This window comes from Nocardia sp. NPDC051981 (assembly GCF_040680715.1).
Classification (GTDB): Bacteria; Actinomycetota; Actinomycetes; order Mycobacteriales; family Mycobacteriaceae; genus Nocardia.
The window spans coordinates 1-21234 of sequence record NZ_JBFAXK010000014.1 but is presented as its reverse complement, the minus strand read 5'-3'; the positions used below and the strand labels follow the sequence as shown (position 1 = coordinate 21234).

12 protein-coding genes are annotated in these 21234 nt (G+C 62.1%); 5 read left to right on the top strand and 7 right to left on the bottom strand.

Annotated features, from left to right (window positions below; translation table 11 throughout):
- Positions 1 to 333 precede the first annotated feature (333 nt).
- The 4 genes from AB0L60_RS23525 (at position 334) to mobF (ending at position 8270) form a co-directional block, all read left to right on the top strand.
- Positions 334 to 1773 (top strand): hypothetical protein, encoded by a 1440-nt coding sequence (locus AB0L60_RS23525; protein ID WP_364617464.1) that lies wholly within the window; start codon positions 334 to 336, stop codon positions 1771 to 1773.
- 189 nt (positions 1774 to 1962) lie between these two features.
- Complete coding sequence (locus AB0L60_RS23520) at positions 1963 to 2118, top strand: hypothetical protein (protein WP_364617462.1); 156 nt, start codon at positions 1963 to 1965, stop codon at positions 2116 to 2118.
- Between the two features lie 82 nt (positions 2119 to 2200).
- Positions 2201 to 2365 (top strand): hypothetical protein, encoded by a 165-nt coding sequence (locus AB0L60_RS23515; protein WP_364617460.1) that lies wholly within the window; start codon positions 2201 to 2203, stop codon positions 2363 to 2365.
- A 313-nt stretch (positions 2366 to 2678) separates the two neighbouring features.
- Positions 2679 to 8270 carry a MobF family relaxase gene (mobF, locus tag AB0L60_RS23510; RefSeq protein WP_364617458.1) on the top strand — a complete coding sequence of 1864 codons (5592 nt, stop codon included), beginning with the start codon at positions 2679 to 2681 and terminating at the stop codon, positions 8268 to 8270.
- A 641-nt stretch (positions 8271 to 8911) separates the two neighbouring features.
- Here mobF and AB0L60_RS23505 read toward each other — a convergent pair.
- Positions 8912 to 9226, bottom strand: a complete 315-nt coding sequence (locus tag AB0L60_RS23505) for a hypothetical protein (protein WP_364617456.1) — start codon at positions 9224 to 9226, stop codon at positions 8912 to 8914.
- Positions 9227 to 9433: 207 nt separating this feature from the next.
- Positions 9434 to 10096, bottom strand: a complete 663-nt coding sequence (locus tag AB0L60_RS23500; RefSeq protein WP_364617454.1) for a TniQ family protein — start codon at positions 10094 to 10096, stop codon at positions 9434 to 9436.
- Here AB0L60_RS23500 and AB0L60_RS23495 point away from each other — a divergent pair.
- Positions 10086 to 10382 (top strand): group II intron maturase-specific domain-containing protein, encoded by a 297-nt coding sequence (locus AB0L60_RS23495; RefSeq protein WP_364617452.1) that lies wholly within the window; start codon positions 10086 to 10088, stop codon positions 10380 to 10382. The genes AB0L60_RS23500 and AB0L60_RS23495 overlap by 11 nt on opposite strands.
- Here the strand turns inward: AB0L60_RS23495 and AB0L60_RS23490 are convergent.
- The 5 genes from AB0L60_RS23490 to AB0L60_RS23470 form a co-directional block, all read right to left on the bottom strand.
- Positions 10298 to 10720 (bottom strand): tyrosine-type recombinase/integrase, encoded by a 423-nt coding sequence (locus tag AB0L60_RS23490; protein WP_364617450.1) that lies wholly within the window; start codon positions 10718 to 10720, stop codon positions 10298 to 10300. The two genes, AB0L60_RS23495 and AB0L60_RS23490, sit on opposite strands and share 85 nt — an antisense overlap.
- A gap of 50 nt (positions 10721 to 10770) precedes the next feature.
- On the bottom strand, positions 10771 to 11379 hold the full coding sequence (locus AB0L60_RS23485; protein WP_364617448.1) for a hypothetical protein: 609 nt from the start codon (positions 11377 to 11379) through the stop codon (positions 10771 to 10773).
- Positions 11380 to 11787: 408 nt separating this feature from the next.
- On the bottom strand, positions 11788 to 12639 hold the full coding sequence (locus AB0L60_RS23480; protein WP_364617446.1) for an ABC transporter ATP-binding protein: 852 nt from the start codon (positions 12637 to 12639) through the stop codon (positions 11788 to 11790).
- Between the two features lie 20 nt (positions 12640 to 12659).
- Positions 12660 to 13463: an ABC transporter permease gene (locus AB0L60_RS23475; protein WP_364617444.1), complete on the bottom strand. Its 804-nt coding sequence runs from the start codon at positions 13461 to 13463 to the stop codon at positions 12660 to 12662.
- Between the two features lie 379 nt (positions 13464 to 13842).
- Positions 13843 to 21216, bottom strand: a complete 7374-nt coding sequence (locus tag AB0L60_RS23470) for an amino acid adenylation domain-containing protein (RefSeq protein WP_364617442.1) — start codon at positions 21214 to 21216, stop codon at positions 13843 to 13845.
- Between the last annotated feature and the right edge of the window lie 18 nt (positions 21217 to 21234).

The window sequence follows — 21234 nt, the reverse complement described above, 5'->3', positions numbered from 1 at the left end:
CTCGGGCCAGTGCAGGGATGAGGGTGCGATGTCCGGCTGGTCGGGGCGACCAGCCATCTCGAGGGCTACCGGCTCCGGGTGCGCCGCGCCACGCAGCCCGCGCCCGGCGCAACCGAATTCCCGTGCGCACCGCCCCATTCACAACCACCCGCTGCGTTGATCGCGCACGGGAATTCACTTCCGCACGCCCGGCGCGTTCTGCGCCTGCGCGTCGCCCTCGGCCCCGGTCTGACGCCCTCGGCTGGTCGCCCCGACCAGCCGGCCATCCCGGCTGCCGATGTTGCTCACGCGCCGTGGTCGCCACTCGCATCACTGTCCAGACAGGAAATACTCGTGACCGAATCCAGCGCATTCCTCGACGCCATCGCCGCACTCGACATCACCTTCACCACCGACCGCCGCGCCGCCCGCAAAGCCTTCCCCGCCGCCCTCGCTCTAGCCACCCCGCAGGAGCGTGAATTCCTCGACCGACTCGCCGACACCTTCACCCTGCATCCGTTCGAGACCGCGATGAAGTGCTTCGACGCCCAGTATGCGGCCGAGCCCGAGAACCGGGACCGCCTGGTGGCGTTGGTGCCCGAGACCGATCCCGCGCTGTTCATTCGTGATCGCGCCGACCGGCACGCCGAGATGCAGGCTCGCGCGGTCCGTAACAAGACAAGCGTCGAGGACGAGTACTCCGCGACCCACGCCGGGTTGCCGACCGCCGAGCTGCCGCGCACCCCGATGCGTCAATGGCGCAACCCGCCCGCGCGCACCTACCTGGCCCCCAGCCGCGACACCGAGAAGTCGCGCGGCACTGCCGAGCAGATCAAATTCCGGATCGCCCGCCGTGCCAAGCGCCGCCCCGTCGACCTCGAACCCGAACTCGTCACCCGATATGTCGCCGAGAACCTCTACACCGACACCGTCGACGCCGAAATGACCGACGCCCGCGCCGCAGAAACCCGCGCCCGCGAACGCGGCCTGCTCGCTCGCCCTCAATCCGGTTCGTGGACACCGCGATTCCCCGGCGACAAACCACCGCTGGATTCCGAGGAGGCCCGCACGGTGTGGAACCACCTCTACGTCGGCTACGTCGCTGAGCAACACCAACACGCCCTGGCCCTCGCCGGGAAATCCGCGGTCAGCGAGGACCGTGCTCTCGCCGATGCCGCCACCCGCACCACCCTGCACGGCTACAGCGACCGGCGCACCGCGATCCCGTTCCAGGGCAACGGCCTGGACTACGACCACGAAGCCATGAACCCGGTGCGCGGGTGGCGGTGCGTGTCCTGCTTCATCGAACGCGCGGACACCGACCAACATCTGATCCACACCCACACAGGTGGACTCCGCAGCGACGACGGCCTCTGTGACATCTGCCGCGCCGACGGCCGCCCCGGTTTGCCGCCGCTGCCCGCCAGATTCACCGCACGAGATCTCGCCAGCGCCTACATGCGGTTTTTCGCCGACACCTACCCCGACGCCGCGCGGGGCCTGCTCGCCGAGGTGCGCGGGCGCGCCCCGCAATGGCTGATCGCGCTGATCGACGAATTCCTCGCTACCGCAGCCCTTCCCGGCACGACACCCACTGATCCCGACCCGCAGCCTCCGCTGGCTCCCGCCCAGCGGCAGCCGCGTCGACGCGGCCCCGTCCTGGGTGCCGGGCAGCGCACCGGCCGCTGCGACGCCTGTACCCAGATCACCGCCGTCAACACCGATAACCTGTGCACCCCGTGCCTGGTCTGGATCGGACTCGACACACCCGCGACCCCTCGCCGCGCCGCCTGACCCACGACACCGACCCGCGCACCCGAACCGATGCGCGGGTCGGTCCTTACCGACCCGACACCCGCGATCGACGAAAGATTCTGTTTGAGCGAACACCCCGACCGCAGTGACCATCTCGCCCCCGACCCTCTCGCTGACCACGCGGTTCGCGTGGTGTGTCGCCTCTGCAGCGGCACACAGGAACTTCCCGTGGATCTCGCCGCGCTCATCGGCTGGGCCGCGCGCCGGATTCCCGTGCAGGACGCGTTCGCTCACCTGTCCGCGCCCGACCGCGAATACATCCGGTCACGGATCTGCCCGGCCTGCTGGATCAAACAGTTCGGCACTCATCCACATCACGCCTGACACGGCACCCCATTCTCCGATCCGCCGCAGTGACCACTCCTGCGGCGGACCGGGGCCACCCCTCCCACCGAAGGACCTCCCCATGCCCACCGCACTGGCGATCCTGCGCTACACGGCGATCTACCTCAGCGTCTTCGTCATCTGCTATCTCACCGGATACCTCATGTTCCACATCCTGCCGGTCGATCTGAACCCGCCGATCCAGATCACCTGCCCCTCCGGTGATCCCGTCGTCCGCCAGGCGTAAGCGAGCCTCTGCCCGCCCGCAACCAGGTAAGGCAGGTAACCACACTATGCGGTTACCCGCTTATCCCGCAGCAACTCTCACCCGCAAATCACCCTCAACCACACCATCTCCCGGCAAACACTTCACTCACCTATCTCACGCACCTCATCCACCATTTCCCCAACTCCCCCCTCTTCATTCCCCATTCACACCAGCAGACCTCTTGCATAGAGGAAAACAATTCGATAACGACCAGCGGCAACAGCAGAACTGGTAAATTTGTTACCAGTTCCGACCATAGCAATTCGCGGTCATTCAGGGTTTCGATTGACGCGTGACAGCGACGCTGCACAAAGTGTTGGCCGGCAACGGCTATCTGTACTATCTGCGGCAGGTCGCCGCCGACGATTCCACCGGCCGGGACCCCGGATCCCTGGCCGACTACTACTCGGCGCGGGGTGAGTCACCGGGTCGATGGCACGGCAGCGGCCTGGCGGCGCTGGATTTGACCGCCGGGGATCTGGTCACCGAAGCACAGATGAAGAGCCTGTTCGGGCAGGGACGCCACCCGGACTCCGAGGCCATCGAGACCGCGGTCATCGACCGAGAGATCATCGCCGGCGCCAAACCCAAGGACGCGCTGCGGGCCGCGGACAAGGCCACCAGGTTGGGGCGTCCGTTCCGGGTGTACGAGGGCGGCAACGAGTTTCGGGAACGCTGCGCGGATGCCTTCGTCGAGCACAACACCCGGCACAACCGGCCTCGAACTGCCGCGATCGATGACGAGGTCCGTGCCCGGATCCGCAGCCGCGTCGCGACCACGATGTTCACCGAGATGATCGGCCGCGCCCCGTTGGATGCGCGGGAGCTCTCGGGGTGGGTGGCCCGCAACTCGCGCCCGAAGTCGGCGGCGGTCGCGGGTTTCGATATCACTTTCAGCCCGGTCAAGAGTGTGTCCGCGTTGTGGGCGATCGCCCCGAAAGCGCTGTCGGACAAGATCGCCGCCGCGCACGACAAGGCAATCGATGACGCGGTGGCGTGGCTGGAAGATCACGCAATCTTCACGCGGCTGGGCGCCAACGGCGTGCGGCAGGTCGATGTGGACGGGATCGTCGCGGCACGGTTTGTGCACCGCGAATCACGCTGCGGTGACCCCGATTTACACACTCATTTGCTGATAGCGAATCGGGTCCGGACGCGCGACGGACAGTGGCTGACTCTGGACGCCGGGGTGGTCTATCGGCTGATGGTGACCGTCAGCGAGATCTACAACACGCGTCTGGAGCACCATCTCGAACACGACGTGGCGGTGTCGTTCAGCGCACGTGCTGGCACCGACCCGACGAAGCGTCCGATCCGTGAAATCGACGGTGTGCCAGTGGCATTGATCGATTATTGGTCGCGTCGCGATGCCGCGATCACCGCCCGCCTCGATGTCCTCGCGGCACGGTTCGAGCGCGAGGTCGGACGTGAACCGATTCCGAAGGAGATGTTCGCGCTCGCTGAACGCGCCACCCTCGAAACCCGCCCTACCCGTCACCGATCCCGGTCCTGGGCCCAACAGCGCGCCGACTGGCACCACCAGGCCGAAACAGTGCTCGGTTCACCGGAACTGGTATCGAAAGCGGTATCGACGATCCTGACTCACCGCCCTGCACCACGCCGCCATCTCACCCCCACCGAAATCGCGGAGACTGCGCAGCACGTAGTAGCGACCGTGTCGACGGAACGGTCGAGTTGGCAGTGGCACCACGTTCGCGCCGAAGCCGAGCGACAACTACGCGGCCTGCTCGACAAGGATCAGTGGCCAGGCGCAGTCGATTCTGTCGTGGCCGAAGCGCTTTCACCGTCGCACGCGGTCGCGCGCGGGAATCCCGACATCGCTGCCGAGCCGGTCCTCGCCACCACTCCACCCCTGTATCAGCGTGCCGATCACTCCAGCGTCTACGCCGGAGCCGGCACCCAGACCTACACCACCGTGCATCGGTTGGGCACCACCCAGCGGTTGATCGACCTGTCGCTGCGACTCGGCGCACACACCCTCACCGACCGGAACCTCGACGCCGCGATCGACGCTTATCATGCAGATCCCGCCAACAGCGGACGACGACTCAACACCGGACAGGTCGCGGTCATCACTGAATTCGCGCGTTCCCCGTGGTTCATCGCTACCACGAACGCGCCCGCTGGCGCCGGGAAAACCACCGCGATGCGCGTTCTCGCCGACGCGTGGCGCGCTGACGGCGGCACCGTCCTGGGCCTAGCGCCGACCGCGGCAGCGGCCGCGGTCCTCGGCGACGCGATCGATGCCCGAACCGAAACCGCCGACAAGCTTCTCGACGTCCTACACAAGCACTCGCCCGCCGCAGTGGCGTCACCCGTGGCCAGCAACCCGTTCCCGCCGACGCTGCCGCAGTGGGTCCTCGATATCGACGCGCGCACATTGGTCATCGTCGATGAGCATGTGCGCCTCGGCGACGACAAACGCCTGCGGTTGTTCGAGTTCCTGCTCGACCGGCGCGCGGCGGTGCGGTGTGTCGGTGACGACCACCAGCTGCCCGCGATCGAGGCCGGTGGCTCGACCGCTGATACCGCCGACGCGGCCCGCGCTTCGACCCTGACCCAGGTGGTGCGGTTCGCCTCGAGCGTCGAGGCGTCGGCCAGTCTCGCACTGCGCGAGGGCGATCCGAGCGCGCTCGGATTCTATCTCGACCACCAGCGGATCCGTTCGGGGTCACCGGCGGCTGTGCGCGAGCAGGCATATGCCGGGTGGATCGCCGACCAGTTTGATGACCGGGACACGGTCATGCTGGCTGCCACCAACGACATCGTCACCGCACTCAACGACCAAGCCCGCGCCGACCGCATCGCCCGCAGCGCCACCGACCTCGGGCCGGAAGCTGCACTCGGCGACGGGCTCCACGCATCGCTCGGCGACATCGTCAGTACCCGCCACAACGATCCCCGGCTGCGTTTGGGTGGACGCGACTGGGTGCGCAACGGCTACCGGTGGACCGTCACCGCCGTTCATGCCGACGGCGCACTCACCGTCACCCATCTCCGGTCCGGTCGACCCTCCGGCGAGACCACGGTGCTGCCCGGCGAGTATGTGCGCGAACATGTCCGGCTCGGGTACGCGACGACCATCGACTCCGCGCAGGGAATCACGGCCGACACCTGCCACGTCGTACTCACCGGCCACGAATCCCGCAACCAGCTTTACGTCGCGCTCACCCGCGGCGCCACCCGCAACCACGTGTACGTCACGACTGCGATCGACGGCAGCGAAGCCTCCTTCTGGACCGAACCCGGCTTGTTCCCCCGCACCGCCGTCGAAGTCCTGCAACGCATCCTGGCCCGCGACACCACCAACGCGTCCGCGCACACCGAACTACGCGACGCACTCGACCCCTACCAGCGCCTCGGGACCGCCATCGACACCTACCACGACGCTCTGGCCCTCGCCGCCCAAGACGCACTCGGTACCACGGCGTTGACCGCACTCGACACCCGCGCCGAGCAAATCTGGCCCGGCCTCACCGACGCACCCGCCTACCCGGCGTTGCGAGAAGTGCTCTCGCTCATCGCCCTGTCCGGTCGAGATCCCGGAAACGCCTTGACCTCAGCGCTCGCTGCGCGGGAACTGACCACCGCAGCCGATCCCGCCGCTGTACTGCACTGGCGCCTCGACAACGCCCACGCGTATCCGCGCGAAACCGCGCCTTTGTCATGGGTACGGGCTCTGCCGCAGAACCTGCCCGAAGGTCTCGTATCCGACCATCTGCGCGCCCGCGCACGCCTGATCACCAACCTCGCCGACCAGATCCGCACCGACACCCGCACATGGACGACCGCCACGGCACCAGCCTGGGCGAGACCGCTACTGAGCAACGACGCGCTACTGACCGACATCGCGGTCTGGCGGGCGGGCCGCCATACGGTCGACACCGACCTACGGCCCACCGGCCCCACCGGTTTCACCGCCCGGGAGCAGAACCATCAACGACTACTCGACGCGCGGGTCACAGACGTGCTCGGCGATCTCCACACCGCGATCAACACCTGGTCGCCCTTGGCCAAACAGCTCGACGCCCACGTCCTCGATGACCCGTGGTGGCCGAACCTGGCCGACAAACTCGACACCGCCGCCCGCGCCGGCCTCGACATCGACGCACTGCTGACCCGCGCCGCGACCGAACGACCCCTACCCGACGATATGCCCGCCGCCGCACTGTGGTTCCGCCTCGGCCTCGATCCTTCTGCCCTGCAAACCACGACCGAGGCCACACATCTGCGACCGGACTGGACCACCCACCTGCACGAGTTACTCGGCGCCGAGATCGCCAACACGATCATCGCCAGTCCCGCGTGGCCGCGCCTGGTCGCAGCAGTCGACCACGGCACCGACGCTGGCTGGGACCCGCACGAGCTGCTCACCACCGCCCACGAACTGCTCACCGCCACAACACCCGACGATCCCGGGCCACGACCCGACCGATACGCCACCGCACTCGCCTGGCGCATCGAAGCCCTCCTACACCCCACCCCGCCATCCCCCGACACCCCCAGCTCTCCCCACGAAAGCCACAGCACCACAGCAGATTCGGACCACCCTGTGCCTCACCTCGACGATCCCAGCACCGCCCCCACGCCCCAGAACGAACCGGATCCAGACGATCCGCACAATTCCCACCACGACACCGGCGGCGACCAGAAGCTCACCGCGGAGCTGCTCGCTGTGACCGCGCTGTTCCGAGCCGGCCAGATCACCGAGGCCAAGAACGCGCTCACCACGGCCACCCGCACCGCGACCGACACCGAACTCGACATCCTCGAACGTGTCGCAACCACGCTCTACCACAACAGCTTCCCGGTCGCCCGGGCTCAGCTGCAGTGGGCCGCCGGACAATACCGCCAACACCGCGCTCTCATCGAAGCCGCCACACCCACCACCGACCCACACACCTACAACCCCGACATCGGCCCGCGACAGACACCGCCCGTCAACGACATCGACCATGCCGCACGCGACCACGAATCCCGCCGCAACGACCAGCCGCCACGTCCACGACCGACGGCCAACGACATCGCTGCCCGCCGCGAGACTGCCACATACCTCGACACACGCGCTGACATCGACGCCTCACCCCATCACCTTCCACTCCCCGAAGGCGTGCCCCATCACTACTACAACCCGCATCCACACGACCCGCGACCGAACCAGACCCCGCTGGACTACGACCTCGCGGCCATCCCCGACACCCGCGGATTCGACTGCGTGCACTGCGGTCTCGAACGCGCCGTCCTCGACGCCACCCCCGCCCGAGGTCGCCGCGGTGACGACGGCCTGTGCGGCGAATGCCGCGACAACAACTCCCCCGCGATCCCCGACCACGAACCCCAAGAACATATTTCGGCGCGATGCGCCCACATCGCCAACACCTATCTCACGCCCGCGGTGTTGACGATGCTGCGCCGCGACTGGCGCAGCGCCGCCACCACCGACACCCGCCAGCAGATCGAAACTTGGGTCGCACAACACCTGACCGCTCCTACCGAGCCTCCACTCCCCGACGCCGAGGCAGATCCCGCTACGACCAACCTCTTCCTTCGGATTGCCGACGACGACCTTGCTCAGCGCATCCAGCACATTTCCCGCCGACTCGCACTCGCCGACACCGAAGCGATGCTCTACGGCCCCGCGCAACCCCAAACCAACCGATCCTCCGGGCCCGAAACCGATTGGCTGATCGAGGAGTTGGATCAGCTCCAGCAAGAACAACACCGTCGCTCGCACCTATCCGCCGACGCGACAGCGGCGGAGCGCCTTCGCTATCGCGGCAGCGTCAGCCCCGATTCCGGTATCCCGACGCTCGACCTGGGCCCGCACACCGCTGATCGCACCGGTCCCGGCGCCGATCTATGACCTCAAGCCAACCGGCGGTACGTAGGGAATCGGTGGACGGAAGGCCAACACCTGATCGGTCTGGGCGACCACATCGACATCGATCAATCGCGGAATGACCTGTCCGCAATACCAATCCGGCTCATCCACAACCGCAACCCTACAGAGGAAGATCCAAGCCACCCAGCACACGGCGTGATGACATGCGCCAACAATCCGGCAGAAACTCAGCCACGCGATCTGCCAACAACTTGTCGCACCGCAGGTCAGGGCCCTGCCGCTGCGTCAGGTCATGTGGCAACGGACAGAGATTCACCAGTATCGACCCACCCGACACACCGAGGTCGGCGGAGATTCGTCAGCAAACCACGCTGGGATTCACCAGTGAAGCCAAAGGGGTTCGGAACCGAGCATGTGATCGTGGTGCCGAAACTTCATGTCCGGTCGCTCTTGGAGCTGGAGCCAGCGCTCCGGGGCGCATCTGCTGGAGGTCGTCCAGGACGTCGCGCAGCGCGTGGTGGACGAGCATGGCGGTTGTCAGGTTCTGACGGCTCTCGGTAGTGAACAACACAACCGCCATCTGCATCTGCATGTCGCTGCTGGAGATAGCGTGGCGCGGTTCGTCTCTCACTAGTAGTGGGTCGGGAGTGAGAATCCGTATGTCATCTGCCGGAAATTCCTGCGGCTTCGGCGATTTGAGGTGCGATGGCTCTCGGCTTCAGGTTGGTGGTGTCGATGACGTGGGCTTCCTGGCTGTGCCATGAGCGGGTGGCGTCGTAGTCGTCGAGGTGCTCGAGACGCCAGGGCGAGTTCGGATTGGCGGGGTCGGTTGCGATGCGGCGACGCAGTTCCTCGCGTTCGGCATGGAGAACGAAAGTGATGCAGTGAGACGCCGGCGCTTTCGAGCCCGGTGCGGATCTCTTGCCAGTATTGGTGAACGAGAACCGACTGGGGAACGATGAGAACGCCGCCGACATAGTCGAGGAGTTGTGTGGCCGCAGCGACGACCAGTCCGCGACAGGGCGGGTGGTCCTGGAAGTCCCGAACGGTTTCGGTGGCGAGGACGTGGCGGAGCATGAGCCCGACTACCTCTGTGTCGAAGATCCGTGATTTGGGTAGCAGCTCGGTCAATTCCTTTGCTGTGGTGGTCTTTCCGGCTCCGAAGGTTCCGTTCAGCCAGATGATCACGTTGTCGAGCCTAGAGGCTCGGGTCGAGCTCTGCCCGGCTCGTCGAGTGGGTCCTCGGCGGTCGACAATGTAGGCGTTGACGGCGGTGTAGGCGACCGCGGCATGGTGGTGGTCGAGTAGGTGCTCCCAGATCTCGCGGGTGCTGGCGGTGGGATTGGCGGCCAGAAGCGTGTCGATCTGAGCGGCGAGGTCTCCGAGGCCGGGTCGTCCGCGGTCGGGGTATTTCTTTCGCGGGGGCGGGGTCGGGGACGCGAGAGCTGCTGCGACGGTGTGCCATCCGACGTTGTGCTTACGTTCGATGGCGCGCCGGGACAGCCCTGCTTTGTGATCGCGGCGGATGGCCGAGTATCGACGCCGTTTCGCTTCGGCGTTGCGGCGGGCGCGATAGCGCTGTTGGGCGGCGGTTCTGGTGCGTTGGGGCGGCGGCGGGCGGCGAGCTCGTCGAAGATGCGCAGGATGACCTCAGTGCTGCGGGCGCTGACAGCGGCGAGCTTGTCGGGGTCGATGGCGCCCATTCCTCGTCTGCCCGGGGTGATCAGGCGCCGCAGATAGCTCGGTGGAAGATGGTTGGCGACCGCGAGACGGATCACATAGGACTCGGCGGTTTCGCCGCGCAGTGGGCGCAGCCGGATCGGCAGCGGTGTCAGGTTGTCGTTCAATCGGATCCTGCGCGGATGGTCCAACTATTTCTGGCATGCGGTCTGCAAACACACCATGAGCAATCTCGACCACTTCGTCTGGTGGCGAGTTGTCCGCTGGTGGAAGCGGCTGCACCGCTTGAGATGGAAAGACGTTCACCGACGCCTCGCCGACCACACCGGCCGGTGGCACAAACCGTCGGCGGACGGGATCGAACTGTTCTACCTTGCCGAGGTGCCGATCACTCGATATCGGTATCGCGGCAACACGATTCCCAACCCCTGGACTCTGGCCGACCACGCCTGACAGCAGACATACCGGGCCGTTGTCCCGGTCCAGGCGTATCCGAGCAATTCCTGAACGGCGAACAGATTCATCCCGGCCAGATAGAGCTGGGAAGCGCAGAAATGCCGCGGCACATGCGGCGTCAACTTTCCCGACCACGTCGGCAGACGCCGATCGACCGCGTCGGAGAGGGTACGACGGAACACATCCGCTGCTGCCCGCCCGGCGCTGCCGTCAGTGTTCTTGCGTTCGGACGGGAACAGCGGCACCCCGTGACCGGTCGCGTCGATGTCGAATTTGCCGAGCACATCTTCGATGAACCAGCGCAGACTCCTGTCGGCGCCGTTGATCAGCGGCACCAGCCGGGGTTTCGGGCCCTTGCGACGAGATCCCTTGCCGTGACAGACATTCAGTTTCCCGACCGCCCCAACTCCCAGCGCACGTCGTCCAGATCGAGCATGCGGGCCTCGTTGATCCGCAGCCCCACGTCGGCGGTCAGCCGCGCCACGGCGTAGTTGCGGGCGGTCCGGGCGAACTTGCGGCAGGTCGCCAGCTCCTCCCGCCACCCAGCAAACAGCACCTCGATCTCCTCGACCGTCGACGGGATCCGCAATTGCGGATCCACCGCGGCCCGAGGCCGGTTGATCTCATCAAGCGGGCACTCGACAACCCGGCCGGTGAGGTTCTGCAGCTCAACCTGGTGACGAAGCTCCAGAAAATGGACGAATAACACCGTCAATGCGGCCACGCGGCCGGTGCGCGTCCCGGGCTTCGCCTCCCGCAGCACCTTGCCGAAACAGGTGTCGGCATCTTCGGGCTGCATTTCCCACAACGGCCGCCCGAACCAATCCCTCATCAGCTCAGGACGATTCACATCATTGCGGATGGTCGAGTCGACCAGACCGGCCGATGCCCGAGCCAGCACGAACCCTGACAGCACATCGGTCTCGAAATCGGCGATCTCATCCTCGGTCGCCGGAGCACGGAACTCGCGCAGGCCCCGCACGGCCGACGGCACCAACCCACGTCTCCTCGACTTCACTCTCCGTGAACAACCTTCGGCACGGCCGCAGAGCTATCGACCGCGCCGAGGCTACTTCACCCGAATGATCAAGTGCAGGGAAACGACAAACGAGCCTGGTCCAGGCACGGAACGGAGAGAAAGTGAAAGCCGGACGGCTCAGGAACTCATCGACTGTTGATTAGAAGCGAACCGGTGGCAACACCGGCACCGCGCCGCGGGCCGACTCAACCAACCGGAACCCCGGACCAAGGAAAGGACCACCCTCCGGGCCCGTGGAACCCGGCAGTCATGCCGCCTGAACGGGGCCCAACTCATACGGTTTCGCGGCCGCAACTGCCACGAACCGGCACACCGAAGCAACCAGGCCCAGCCGTCAGAACCATCAAAATTCTAGGTCAGTACTCAAGCATTACCTTGTGATGTGACAGGGACTGGACCAACGGACATGTCCCGGCGAATTCGTGCCACCTGCGTAGCAGCTTCAGGCCCTTCATAAACCGCAACGACATCCTCGATTCCGCCGCTCAACTTTATCTGCCCACGGTCGACCCAGACTGCCGAATCACACAGCTGAGCAAGGAACTCGTTAGAGTGACTGCAAAATACCAGAATTCCGGAACGGTCCACCAAGTCGCGTAGCCGTCCACGGGCTTTGGCCATGAACTCCCCGTCCACTGCGCCGATGCCTTCATCCAGAAGCAGAATCTCGGGGTCGATTGACGTGACAACACCGAGCGCCAGTCTGATCCGCATCCCAGTCGAGTAGGTCCGAAGCGGCAGGCTCAGATAATCGCCCAGTTCGGTGAAGTCTGCAATTTCATCCATTTTCGCCAACATTTGCCGACGGGTTTGCCCAAGAAATAATCCGCGAAGAATAATATTCTCAAAACCCGAGATCTCCGGATCCATTCCCACCCCAAGGTCGAAGATCGGAGCAACACGACCACACACCGAGGCCGTTCCCTTGGTGGGTTCATAAATTCTGGCAATCAGTCTCAGCAGTGTCGACTTTCCCGCGCCGTTATGGCCAACCAATCCGACGCGGTCGCCCTCCTTTAATGATAACGAGATATCACGCAAGGCGGTGACCACGACAGAACCTGCCGTCGCGTCTCGTATCACACCGCCCGCCTTTCCTAGTAATGCGTTTTTCAACGACCGCGATTTAGCATCGAACACCGGGAACTCTACCGATGCATTCAAAATGGTCACCCCGACACCCGAATCGGCACCACCATCAAAGCGATTGGCCACAGCAGTCAGCCCCTCTTCTTTCAGACCCAGTAGGCAATACGAGATCGATACCTACGAAACATAAACAAGGCAACCGCCCAGCCCGACACAGTCGCGGATGTGACAACGACCCATGGGAACCATCGAATCGGGTCTCCAATCAGAGGCGCCCTTACGATTTCCAAATAGTGGAACGTAGGAACTAGCTCGGCAATCTTGAGGCGTTCAGTCATTCTCTCATTTAAGTTCAAACCCTTCGTCGTCCACATTACGGGCGTAAGAACAAACAACATGAGTGTCAGACTGTCGAAAATCGGCAGCAAATCTCGATAACGCGTGGATAATATCCCGAAGACAATCGCGACCCACGCTGCATTGAAAGCTATCAGAATCATGGCCGGAAATGCCAACAGCACGTACCAGCTCATCTGACGCCATGTGCCACATGCAACCACGACGATTGCATAAACAACCATGTTGTGCATGAAGAAGAGCAACTGGCGCCACACCAAACGATACACGTGAACACTCAAAGGTGCGGGGAGGAACTTTATTAACCCGTCATTCGAAATGAATACCTCCGAGCCCTCGACGATACTTGAACGAACGACATTCCAGACAATCAACCCGACTGTTACCCAAGGAAGCATTTCACGAACAGGCAGATGAAGTAGTTGCGAATACAAAATACCCATTGCGGCGGCTTGCGCTGCCGTAGCGATGGAGATCCAAAACGGGCCGATGACGGACCGGCGATACCGCTGCTTGATGTCCTGCCAACCAAGCGCCAACCACAACTCGCGCCTGTTGAAACCCTCGTATAGATCATCAATAGCTCGGCTCATACTTCGAGATCCAGCCACTGGCGGTACCTCGCTTACGTCAGATCTGGCCATAGTGTCCACGGGACACAAAGCTACCTGGTGGAACGAACTATAGCCAAAACAGACAAGCCACTCGTCCATCGCCACAATCTGCACCGTCGCTGGAAGACAACACACCCGTCGACACACCTGACAGACCCGACAACGTCTATTGGGCAAGGGTAGCAAGGTGCGCGGCAACCGATATCGCCGCGCACCTTTTCGTATCAATCACATCGCAATCACACAGACCGCTGTCGAGGAACCACTAATCAGGTACATCATCGACTGGATCCGCATGCCATGCTGACAACACCACACACGTCTCGGCGTTTCCTTCCGATCTGCCGGCTTCCCTATATTAGATGCGATCAAGTCTACGGATGGCTTCCGAAAGGACCGGACCTATGTGTGACAGTGCAAAAGAGTACAGCATCTCACCATGCTCACAGGGAACATCTTTTCGATCAATATTACGGACATATGGACTCCAGGCGAGCGCCGGGGATGAGCCTTCGGTGCTGCTACGCCCAGCTGCCGCGAAGTACAGCAAGTCGCCTTCGAACTTATCTGGAATGTAATCGTGCAGCAAGTTTCTACACTGCCTGAGAGATCTCCTCACACCTTTCAAGGTGGATTCATCGAGCAGCGCATCGAAAGATGCTACTCCAGACGGCATCTTTTCGGCCTGCAGTATCTCCCGTATTTCTTCGTCGGTAGGTTCCGAAATATCTTCAAGTGCTGCTTCCGTGACCGGGTTCGAATCCAGCATGATCAGCAACTCGACATTTTCACCTCGACTCTGTAGCTCCGTCGCCATAGCATGGGCCACCACTCCACCGAAAGACCAGCCCAGCAGTCGATAAGGTCCTTTTGCCTGTACAGCCATAATATGATCGACATAGTCCCTCGCCATCTCCTTCAATGTCGACGGCGCGGTCTCGCAGCTACTCAGCACACGAGGTTGCAGCCCATATACAGGATGGATCGGGTCCAGATGACTGAGCAGAGAAACGTACGACCAACTTAATCCGCCTCCGGGGTGGATGCAGAAGAGGGGCGTACCAATTCCTTGGCGACGTAGCGGCAAAAGAACTTCAACTCCGTAATTCGATTGGTTGTCCCGATCTAACAGCGAAGCGAGCGCACGGACGCTCGGCGCCTCGAACAAGACACGTACGGGAAGGTCTCCACCAAAAGCCGCCTTGATGCGGCTGACCAAACGGGTCGCAAGAAGTGAATGCCCGCCCAGATCGAAAAAACTGTCAAGTACTCCGACACGCTCAAGCCCCAGCACCTCGGCGAAAAATCCCGCGAGCAGCGTCTCTCTTTCATTATCCGGGGCCTGAAACGCGACCTGATCTACCGCATCCGAAACCGGTGCCGGCAGGGCATTTCGGTCCAGCTTCCCGTTCGCGGTCAGTTGGAACTCATCGACAATGACGATCGACGGCACCATGAATTCGGGCAATCTCACAGATAGGTAAGATCGCAACATTGTGACGGTCGGCCGATTGTCAGTGATCACCGCTCCGGCCTCATGCTCTGATGCAGTGAGTGTGACGTATCCAATGAGACGCTTGTTGGCACCAACGCCGCTGGTAGTTACTACCGTCCGGTCTACATCAGGATGGGATCCGAGGATGGCTTCGATTTCACCAGGCTCCACGCGATAGCCCCGAACTTTGAGCTGGTCGTCCGCACGGCTTACATAATTGAGTACACCCGCGGAGTTCCACCGCGCCAAGTCACCAGTTCGATACATGCGACTGCCTGCCGACCCGAACGGGTTGGCTACAAACCGCTGTGCGGTTAGCCCAGACCGGTGGCGGTATCCGCGGGCCAGTCCCCGACCCGAGATATACAGCTCCCCGACAACACCAATTGGAACAGGTGCCAGACTGGGGCCGAGAATATGTATTTGAGCGTTCGCTATAGGCCCACCGATCGATATCGTATCGGGCCATTGCGACATCTCTCCGTTAGGAGTATGGAAAGTCGCAGCATGAGTCTCGGCCGGCCCGTAGATATTATGCAGCTGAATCGGCGATCTCCTGGAGGAAAGAAACATCCTGAGGCGTTTGCTTATTGTCAGAGCCTCTCCTCCCTGGTAGATGTCTGACAGTGCATCCATGGTCGTTCGTCGCTCGAGCGCGGACTCCGCAAGTGCATCGATAGCTGAGGTAGAAGCGTACAGCTCATTGATCTTGTTTCTGTCGATCCAGCTAACCAACTCGCCAATGTCTTTTTGCACGATTCTATCTGGGATAACAAGAGTCTTTCCCATCGTCAAGGTCGACAGGATCTCTTGTATCGAGAAGTCGAATCCAATCGATGTGAACTGAGCCGTTCGAGCTTGGGTACTCCGCGCAAAGGTCTCTGCATGCCGCATAAGAAGATTTGTCAGACCCATTGATGGCATTGTGACTGCCTTAGGCTTTCCCGTCGATCCCGAGGTGTAGATGAGATAAACGGGCGTCAGGGCGGTCAGCGAGTGAAGGCGTTCGGAGTCCTGAATCGGGGAACTTTCTAGTTCCGATACTTTCGCGGCATAGTCACTGGAATCGAGCCAGAGCATTGGTGTTGTAGCGCCCACAAGCGATTTTGTTGCGGAATTGGCAAGCACAAGGCCGGGTTGAGCATCGGCCAACATAAATTCCACACGATCGATGGGATACGCCGGGTCGATCGGCAAGTATGCACCGCCCGCCTTAGCGATAGCGACGATTGCCGTGATTAGCGCGGGTGAGCGCGGCAATACAACTGCGACTATCGTTTCTGGACCGACGCCGTGTTCGATGAGCAATCGAGCGAGCTGGTTGGATTCGCTGTCGAGTTCGTTATAGGTGACAGTTATTCCCTCGAAGAGGACCGCCACGTTTTCAGGCGTCAGTCGACATTGACGTGAAAACATGTCCGGCAACGTCGTATGTTCGGCGTCGATTTCTTCGGCGATGGCGGACTTGCTCCATTTACCGATCAGTTCCCGCTCGCTGTCGGCGAGCAGGTCGATTGACCCGATCTGCACCTCCGGGTCATTGACAGCAGCGCTGAGTATCCGCATGAGGCGCTCGAACATGAGCTGTATCGATCGCTGGTCGAACAAATCCGTCGCATATTCTACCGCTACTTCGAACCCTGATACTACTTCTTGAACATTCACCAAGATGTCGAAGCGAGCTGTCCCTGTCGAGGTTCTGTAAGCGGATGCTCGCGCACCCGGTATTTCAATTTCGGGTGTCTCGTTGTTTTGATACGCGAACATCACTTGGAAGAATGGGTGATGCGCCGTGGAACGAACCGGGTTCAGGAGTTCGACGAGAAGTTCGAAAGGTACGTCTTGGTTGTCATACGCAGCCAGCGCCTTGCCTTTAACCTGTGCGAGCAGTTCCGAGAACAGCATATCGGATTTGACGTACGAACGGAGGACCCATGTGTTTACGAAGAACCCGACCAAATCATTCAGCGCATCGTCGGTTCGCCCTGCAATCGGTGAGCCGATCGCAATATCATTGTCCCCGCCGAGCCGGTGCAACAACGCCGCGAGGGAAGCCTGCCAAACCATCGCCGACGTTGCGCCTCGCCTTCGACCTAGTTGCTCCATTTGACGACGTGTCTGTGCGCCGATATCAAATGAGTAGACTGCACCCCGATAGGTCGCTGTCTTAGGCCGCGGGCGGTCTGTGGGGAGCATCAGCATCTCTGGAAGATCTTCCAGTTCGTGCTTCCAGTATTCGAATTGGTCAAAGAGGAGACTGTCTTGGTCGGTATGTGAACCCAGCAAGTCACGCTGCCACAAAGTGTAATCCGCATATTGGACATTTAATGGAAGCCAGTCCGGAGACTTACCGTCGAGTCGCGCTCGATACGCCGCAGCCAAATCCCGCATCAATGGCGCGACTGACCAACCATCAGCCGCGATGTGGTGCAGCACGATGACCAATACGAATTCATCGTTACCGCAGCGAAGTATTCTGGCTCGAATCGGAATCTCCGTCGCGAGTTCGAATTTGTAAGCGGCCTCTTCGGCAATGGCCAGCTCGACATCACCGACGTCGGATATCTCTACCGGAAACTCCATGGCTTCGATTTCCAGCACTCGCTGCGTAGGCACACCGTCCGTTTCGGGAAAAACCGTACGTAGGCTCTCATGCCTCCTGATCAGGTCCCCTACCGCAAGTGCCAACCCCTCGGGATTAACCTTGCCGGCCAGACACAAAGCCATCGGCATGTTATAGGTGGCCGATGGTCCTTCAAGTCTGTGGATAAACCACAGCCGCTGTTGTGCATACGACAACGGGACATCCACGGGCCGGGGGCCCTGTCTCAACACCGGGCGGACAAGCTTTCCGTCATTGAGGCGCGGCGACAGGTCCACGACCGAATGCGCCTCGAATACGACTCTGACGGGGACTTCTACTCCCAGGACCGTACGTATCCGGCTCACCAATCTCATCGCAAGCAGAGAGTGGCCGCCCAGTTCAAAGAAGTCGTCGTAGATCCCGACTCGTTCGACGCCGAGCACCTCGGCAAATAGTTCCGCCAATATCTCTTGTTCAGCCGACCTCGGCGCTCGGTACTCTACTGCGGATACAACATCCGGTGCCGGCAACTCCGCGCGATTCAGTTTGCCATTCGGTGTGAGAGGAATTTCGTCGACGATCACCACCACAGGAACCATGTACTCCGGCAATCGAGCTGCGACGGACTGTCGCACATCGGTGGCAATCGATTTCGGGGCCCGTGAAGCTGCATAGGCCACCAGATGAACCGTTCCGATCGCGTCTTCCCGCGTGACCACCGCGGCCTGTGATACTGCGGGGTGCGCCGTTACTGCCGCTTCGACCTCACCAAGTTCGATGCGAAAACCGCGGACCTTTACCTGATCGTCCGCACGCCCCAGGAAATGAAGGGCACCTCGGTTAGTCCAGCGCACCAGATCGCCAGTCCGGTAGAGACGTTCGCCCCGACCAGACGATGCGAACGGGTTTGCCACGAAGCGAGAGGAGGTCATCCCTGGGCGGCCATGATAGCCGCGTGCCAAACCTGCACCGGCGACGTAGAGTTCCCCCGTAACACCCTCCGGCACCGGCTGCAGCCTTCGATCCAGGACGAACATCGACGCACCTGGGACTGGCGACCCAATCGTGGGCGTCCCTTCCTGGGGAGCCAATGCCGCACTGATCGAGGTGTACACGGTTGCTTCAGTTGGTCCATAGGCATTCACCATCAGCCGCCCTTGAGCCCAACGGTGGACCAACTCTTCCGGGCAGGGCTCGCCTGCCACAACAAGCGTATCGACGCGATCTAACCCTTCAGCCGACAACATCGCCAAAGCCGATGGCGTCTGGCTGAGTACAGTCACTTCCGCGTCCACGAGTAGGCGGTGGAACTCCTCAGGGGAGCGCACCACGTCTTCTGGGACAACGACCAACCGGTCGCCTTGAAGCAACGCCCCCCACATCTCCCACACAGATACATCGAAGGCGTACGAATGCCATTGCGACCACACTCGTTGAGTTACCGAGGGCTCGAGTCGATCCTCGCCTCGTCGAAGACGGGTTATCGCCCCGTCGATGAAGGTGATGAGGTTGGCGTGTGTAACGACAACGCCTTTGGGCCTGCCCGTCGTACCTGAGGTATAGATCATATAGGCTGCGTATCGATCGTCCAGTGTTGCTGGCTGAGCTGGATTAGTCACCAGAAGACGAGGGTCCGCGACATCGACGAACTCGACGTCGTGGTCCGCCAGGGTCCGCACTCGGGCAAGTAGTGCACTAGTAGTGACGACCACCGTCGGGGCGGCGTCCGAAAGCACAAAACGCACACGCTCGTCCGGATAAGCCGGATCGATTGGGACATACGCCGCACCCGTCTTCAGCACCGCCAGAATCGCAATTACGGTGTTGGCCGACCGAGGCAAAACCAGTCCAACGTGGCTGCCGGTACAAGCTCCAAGTTCGATCAATGAGGCCGCGAGTCTGCCTGCGGCTTCATCCAGCTCCTGATACGTCCACTGTCGGCGGCCGAACTCGAGCGCCACCGCGTCTGGAGTCTCACTCACCTGTCGTGCGAACAACTCCGGCACCGTCACCGGCTCCAACCCACCACGTTCGGACCCGGAACTGTTCCAGTCCACCAGCACCCGACGCCGCTCGTCCTCACCCAACACATCGATCGCCCCCACCCGACACCCCGGATCAGCAGCCACCGCCTCGAGCACCCGAACCCACCGCGCGACCAACGACTCCACCGTCGAACGATCGAACACATCAGAACGGTATTCCACGACGCCGCTGACACCGCCGGCGTTGCCACCGTCCTCGGACAGACTGAAACTCAGATCCATTCTGGCAGTACCGGTTTCGATAGGTTCGGGGCGAACCCGCAAACCCGCCATCTCGATGTCGCCACTATCGGTGTTGTTCCAGGAGAACATCACCTGGAACAACGGATGATGCGTCACAGACCTGACCGGGTTCAAAATCTCGACCAGGCGCTCGAACGGCACATCCTGATGGGCATAAGCCTGCAGGCTTCGCTCACGCACCTGCGACAACAGCTCGGTGAACGTGGGATCTCCCGACATGTCAATGCGCAACACCAACGTGTTCACGAAGAACCCGACCAGGTCATCGAGCACATCATCGGACCGCCCGGCGACCGGCGAGCCCACCACGATGTCCTCACCGCCCCCAACCCGAGACAGCAATACTGCAAGCCCGGCGTTCAGGACCATGAACACACTCGCACCGCACCGCTGGGCAAGCTCAGCGAGATGACCATGCAACTCCGCGGACCAGGACACCGGAACCCAGCCACCCTCATACGAGGCGACCTGCGGATACGGCCGATCCACCGGAAGCTCGATCCGCTCGGGCAGCCCAGCAAGAGCCTCACGCCAATACGCCGCCTGCCCAGCCATCGCACTGTCCGGATCGGATTCCTCACCGAGGACCTCCCGCTGCCACAACGTGTAATCGACATACTGCACAGGCAATGGCGACCATTCAGGCGCCCGGCCCTGACAACGAGCGGCGTAGGCCACACCGAGATCCCGCACGAACGGACGCATCGACCAACCGTCACCAGCGATATGATGAAGAACCAGCGTCAAGACGAACTCACTGTCATCGCATCGAAAGATGCTGGCCCGCAAAGGAATTTCGGCTGCTAGATCGAACCGATGAGCAGCCTCGGCCTTAACAGAAACATCGATGTCGCCAGCCTGGCCCAGCTCAGCAACGGGTACCACCACCGTCGCCGCATCGACTCCCAGCACACGCTGTACCGGTACCCCATCGATCTCCGGGAATACCGTTCGCAGGCTTTCATGCCGCGCCACGAGATCACCGACCGCCGCAGCCAACGCTGTCGTGTCTACCGGACCGAACAATCGCAGCGCCAGCGGCATGTTGTAGGTCGGTGACGGGCCTTCCAACCGGTACAAAAACCACAACCGGGTCTGCGCATACGACAACGGCACACGCTCAGGTCTGGTCCGCACCGTCAATGCCGGCCGCGTAGACCCATCCATACCGGCCATGGCCTGTGCAAGCATTGCGACTGCCGGGTTGTCGAACAACACATGGATGGGGACCTCGACGCCGAGTTCGGTCCGGATCCGGCTCACCAGCCGCGTTGCGAGCAGCGAGTGTCCGCCGAGGTCGAAGAAGTTGTCCTCGACCCCGACCCGCTCAAGCCCGAGCACCTCCGCGAACAACCCGGCCAGCACGAGCTCACGCTCGTTGCG

Coding starts and splice junctions, on each gene's coding strand:
- AB0L60_RS23515 (WP_364617460.1), top strand. CDS start 2,201: ATGCCCACCGCACTGGCGATCCTGCGCTACACGGCGATCTACCTCAGC.
- AB0L60_RS23505 (WP_364617456.1), bottom strand. CDS start 9,226: ATGTCGGCGGCGTTCTCATCGTTCCCCAGTCGGTTCTCGTTCACCAAT.
- AB0L60_RS23475 (WP_364617444.1), bottom strand. CDS start 13,463: ATGAGCCGAGCTATTGATGATCTATACGAGGGTTTCAACAGGCGCGAG.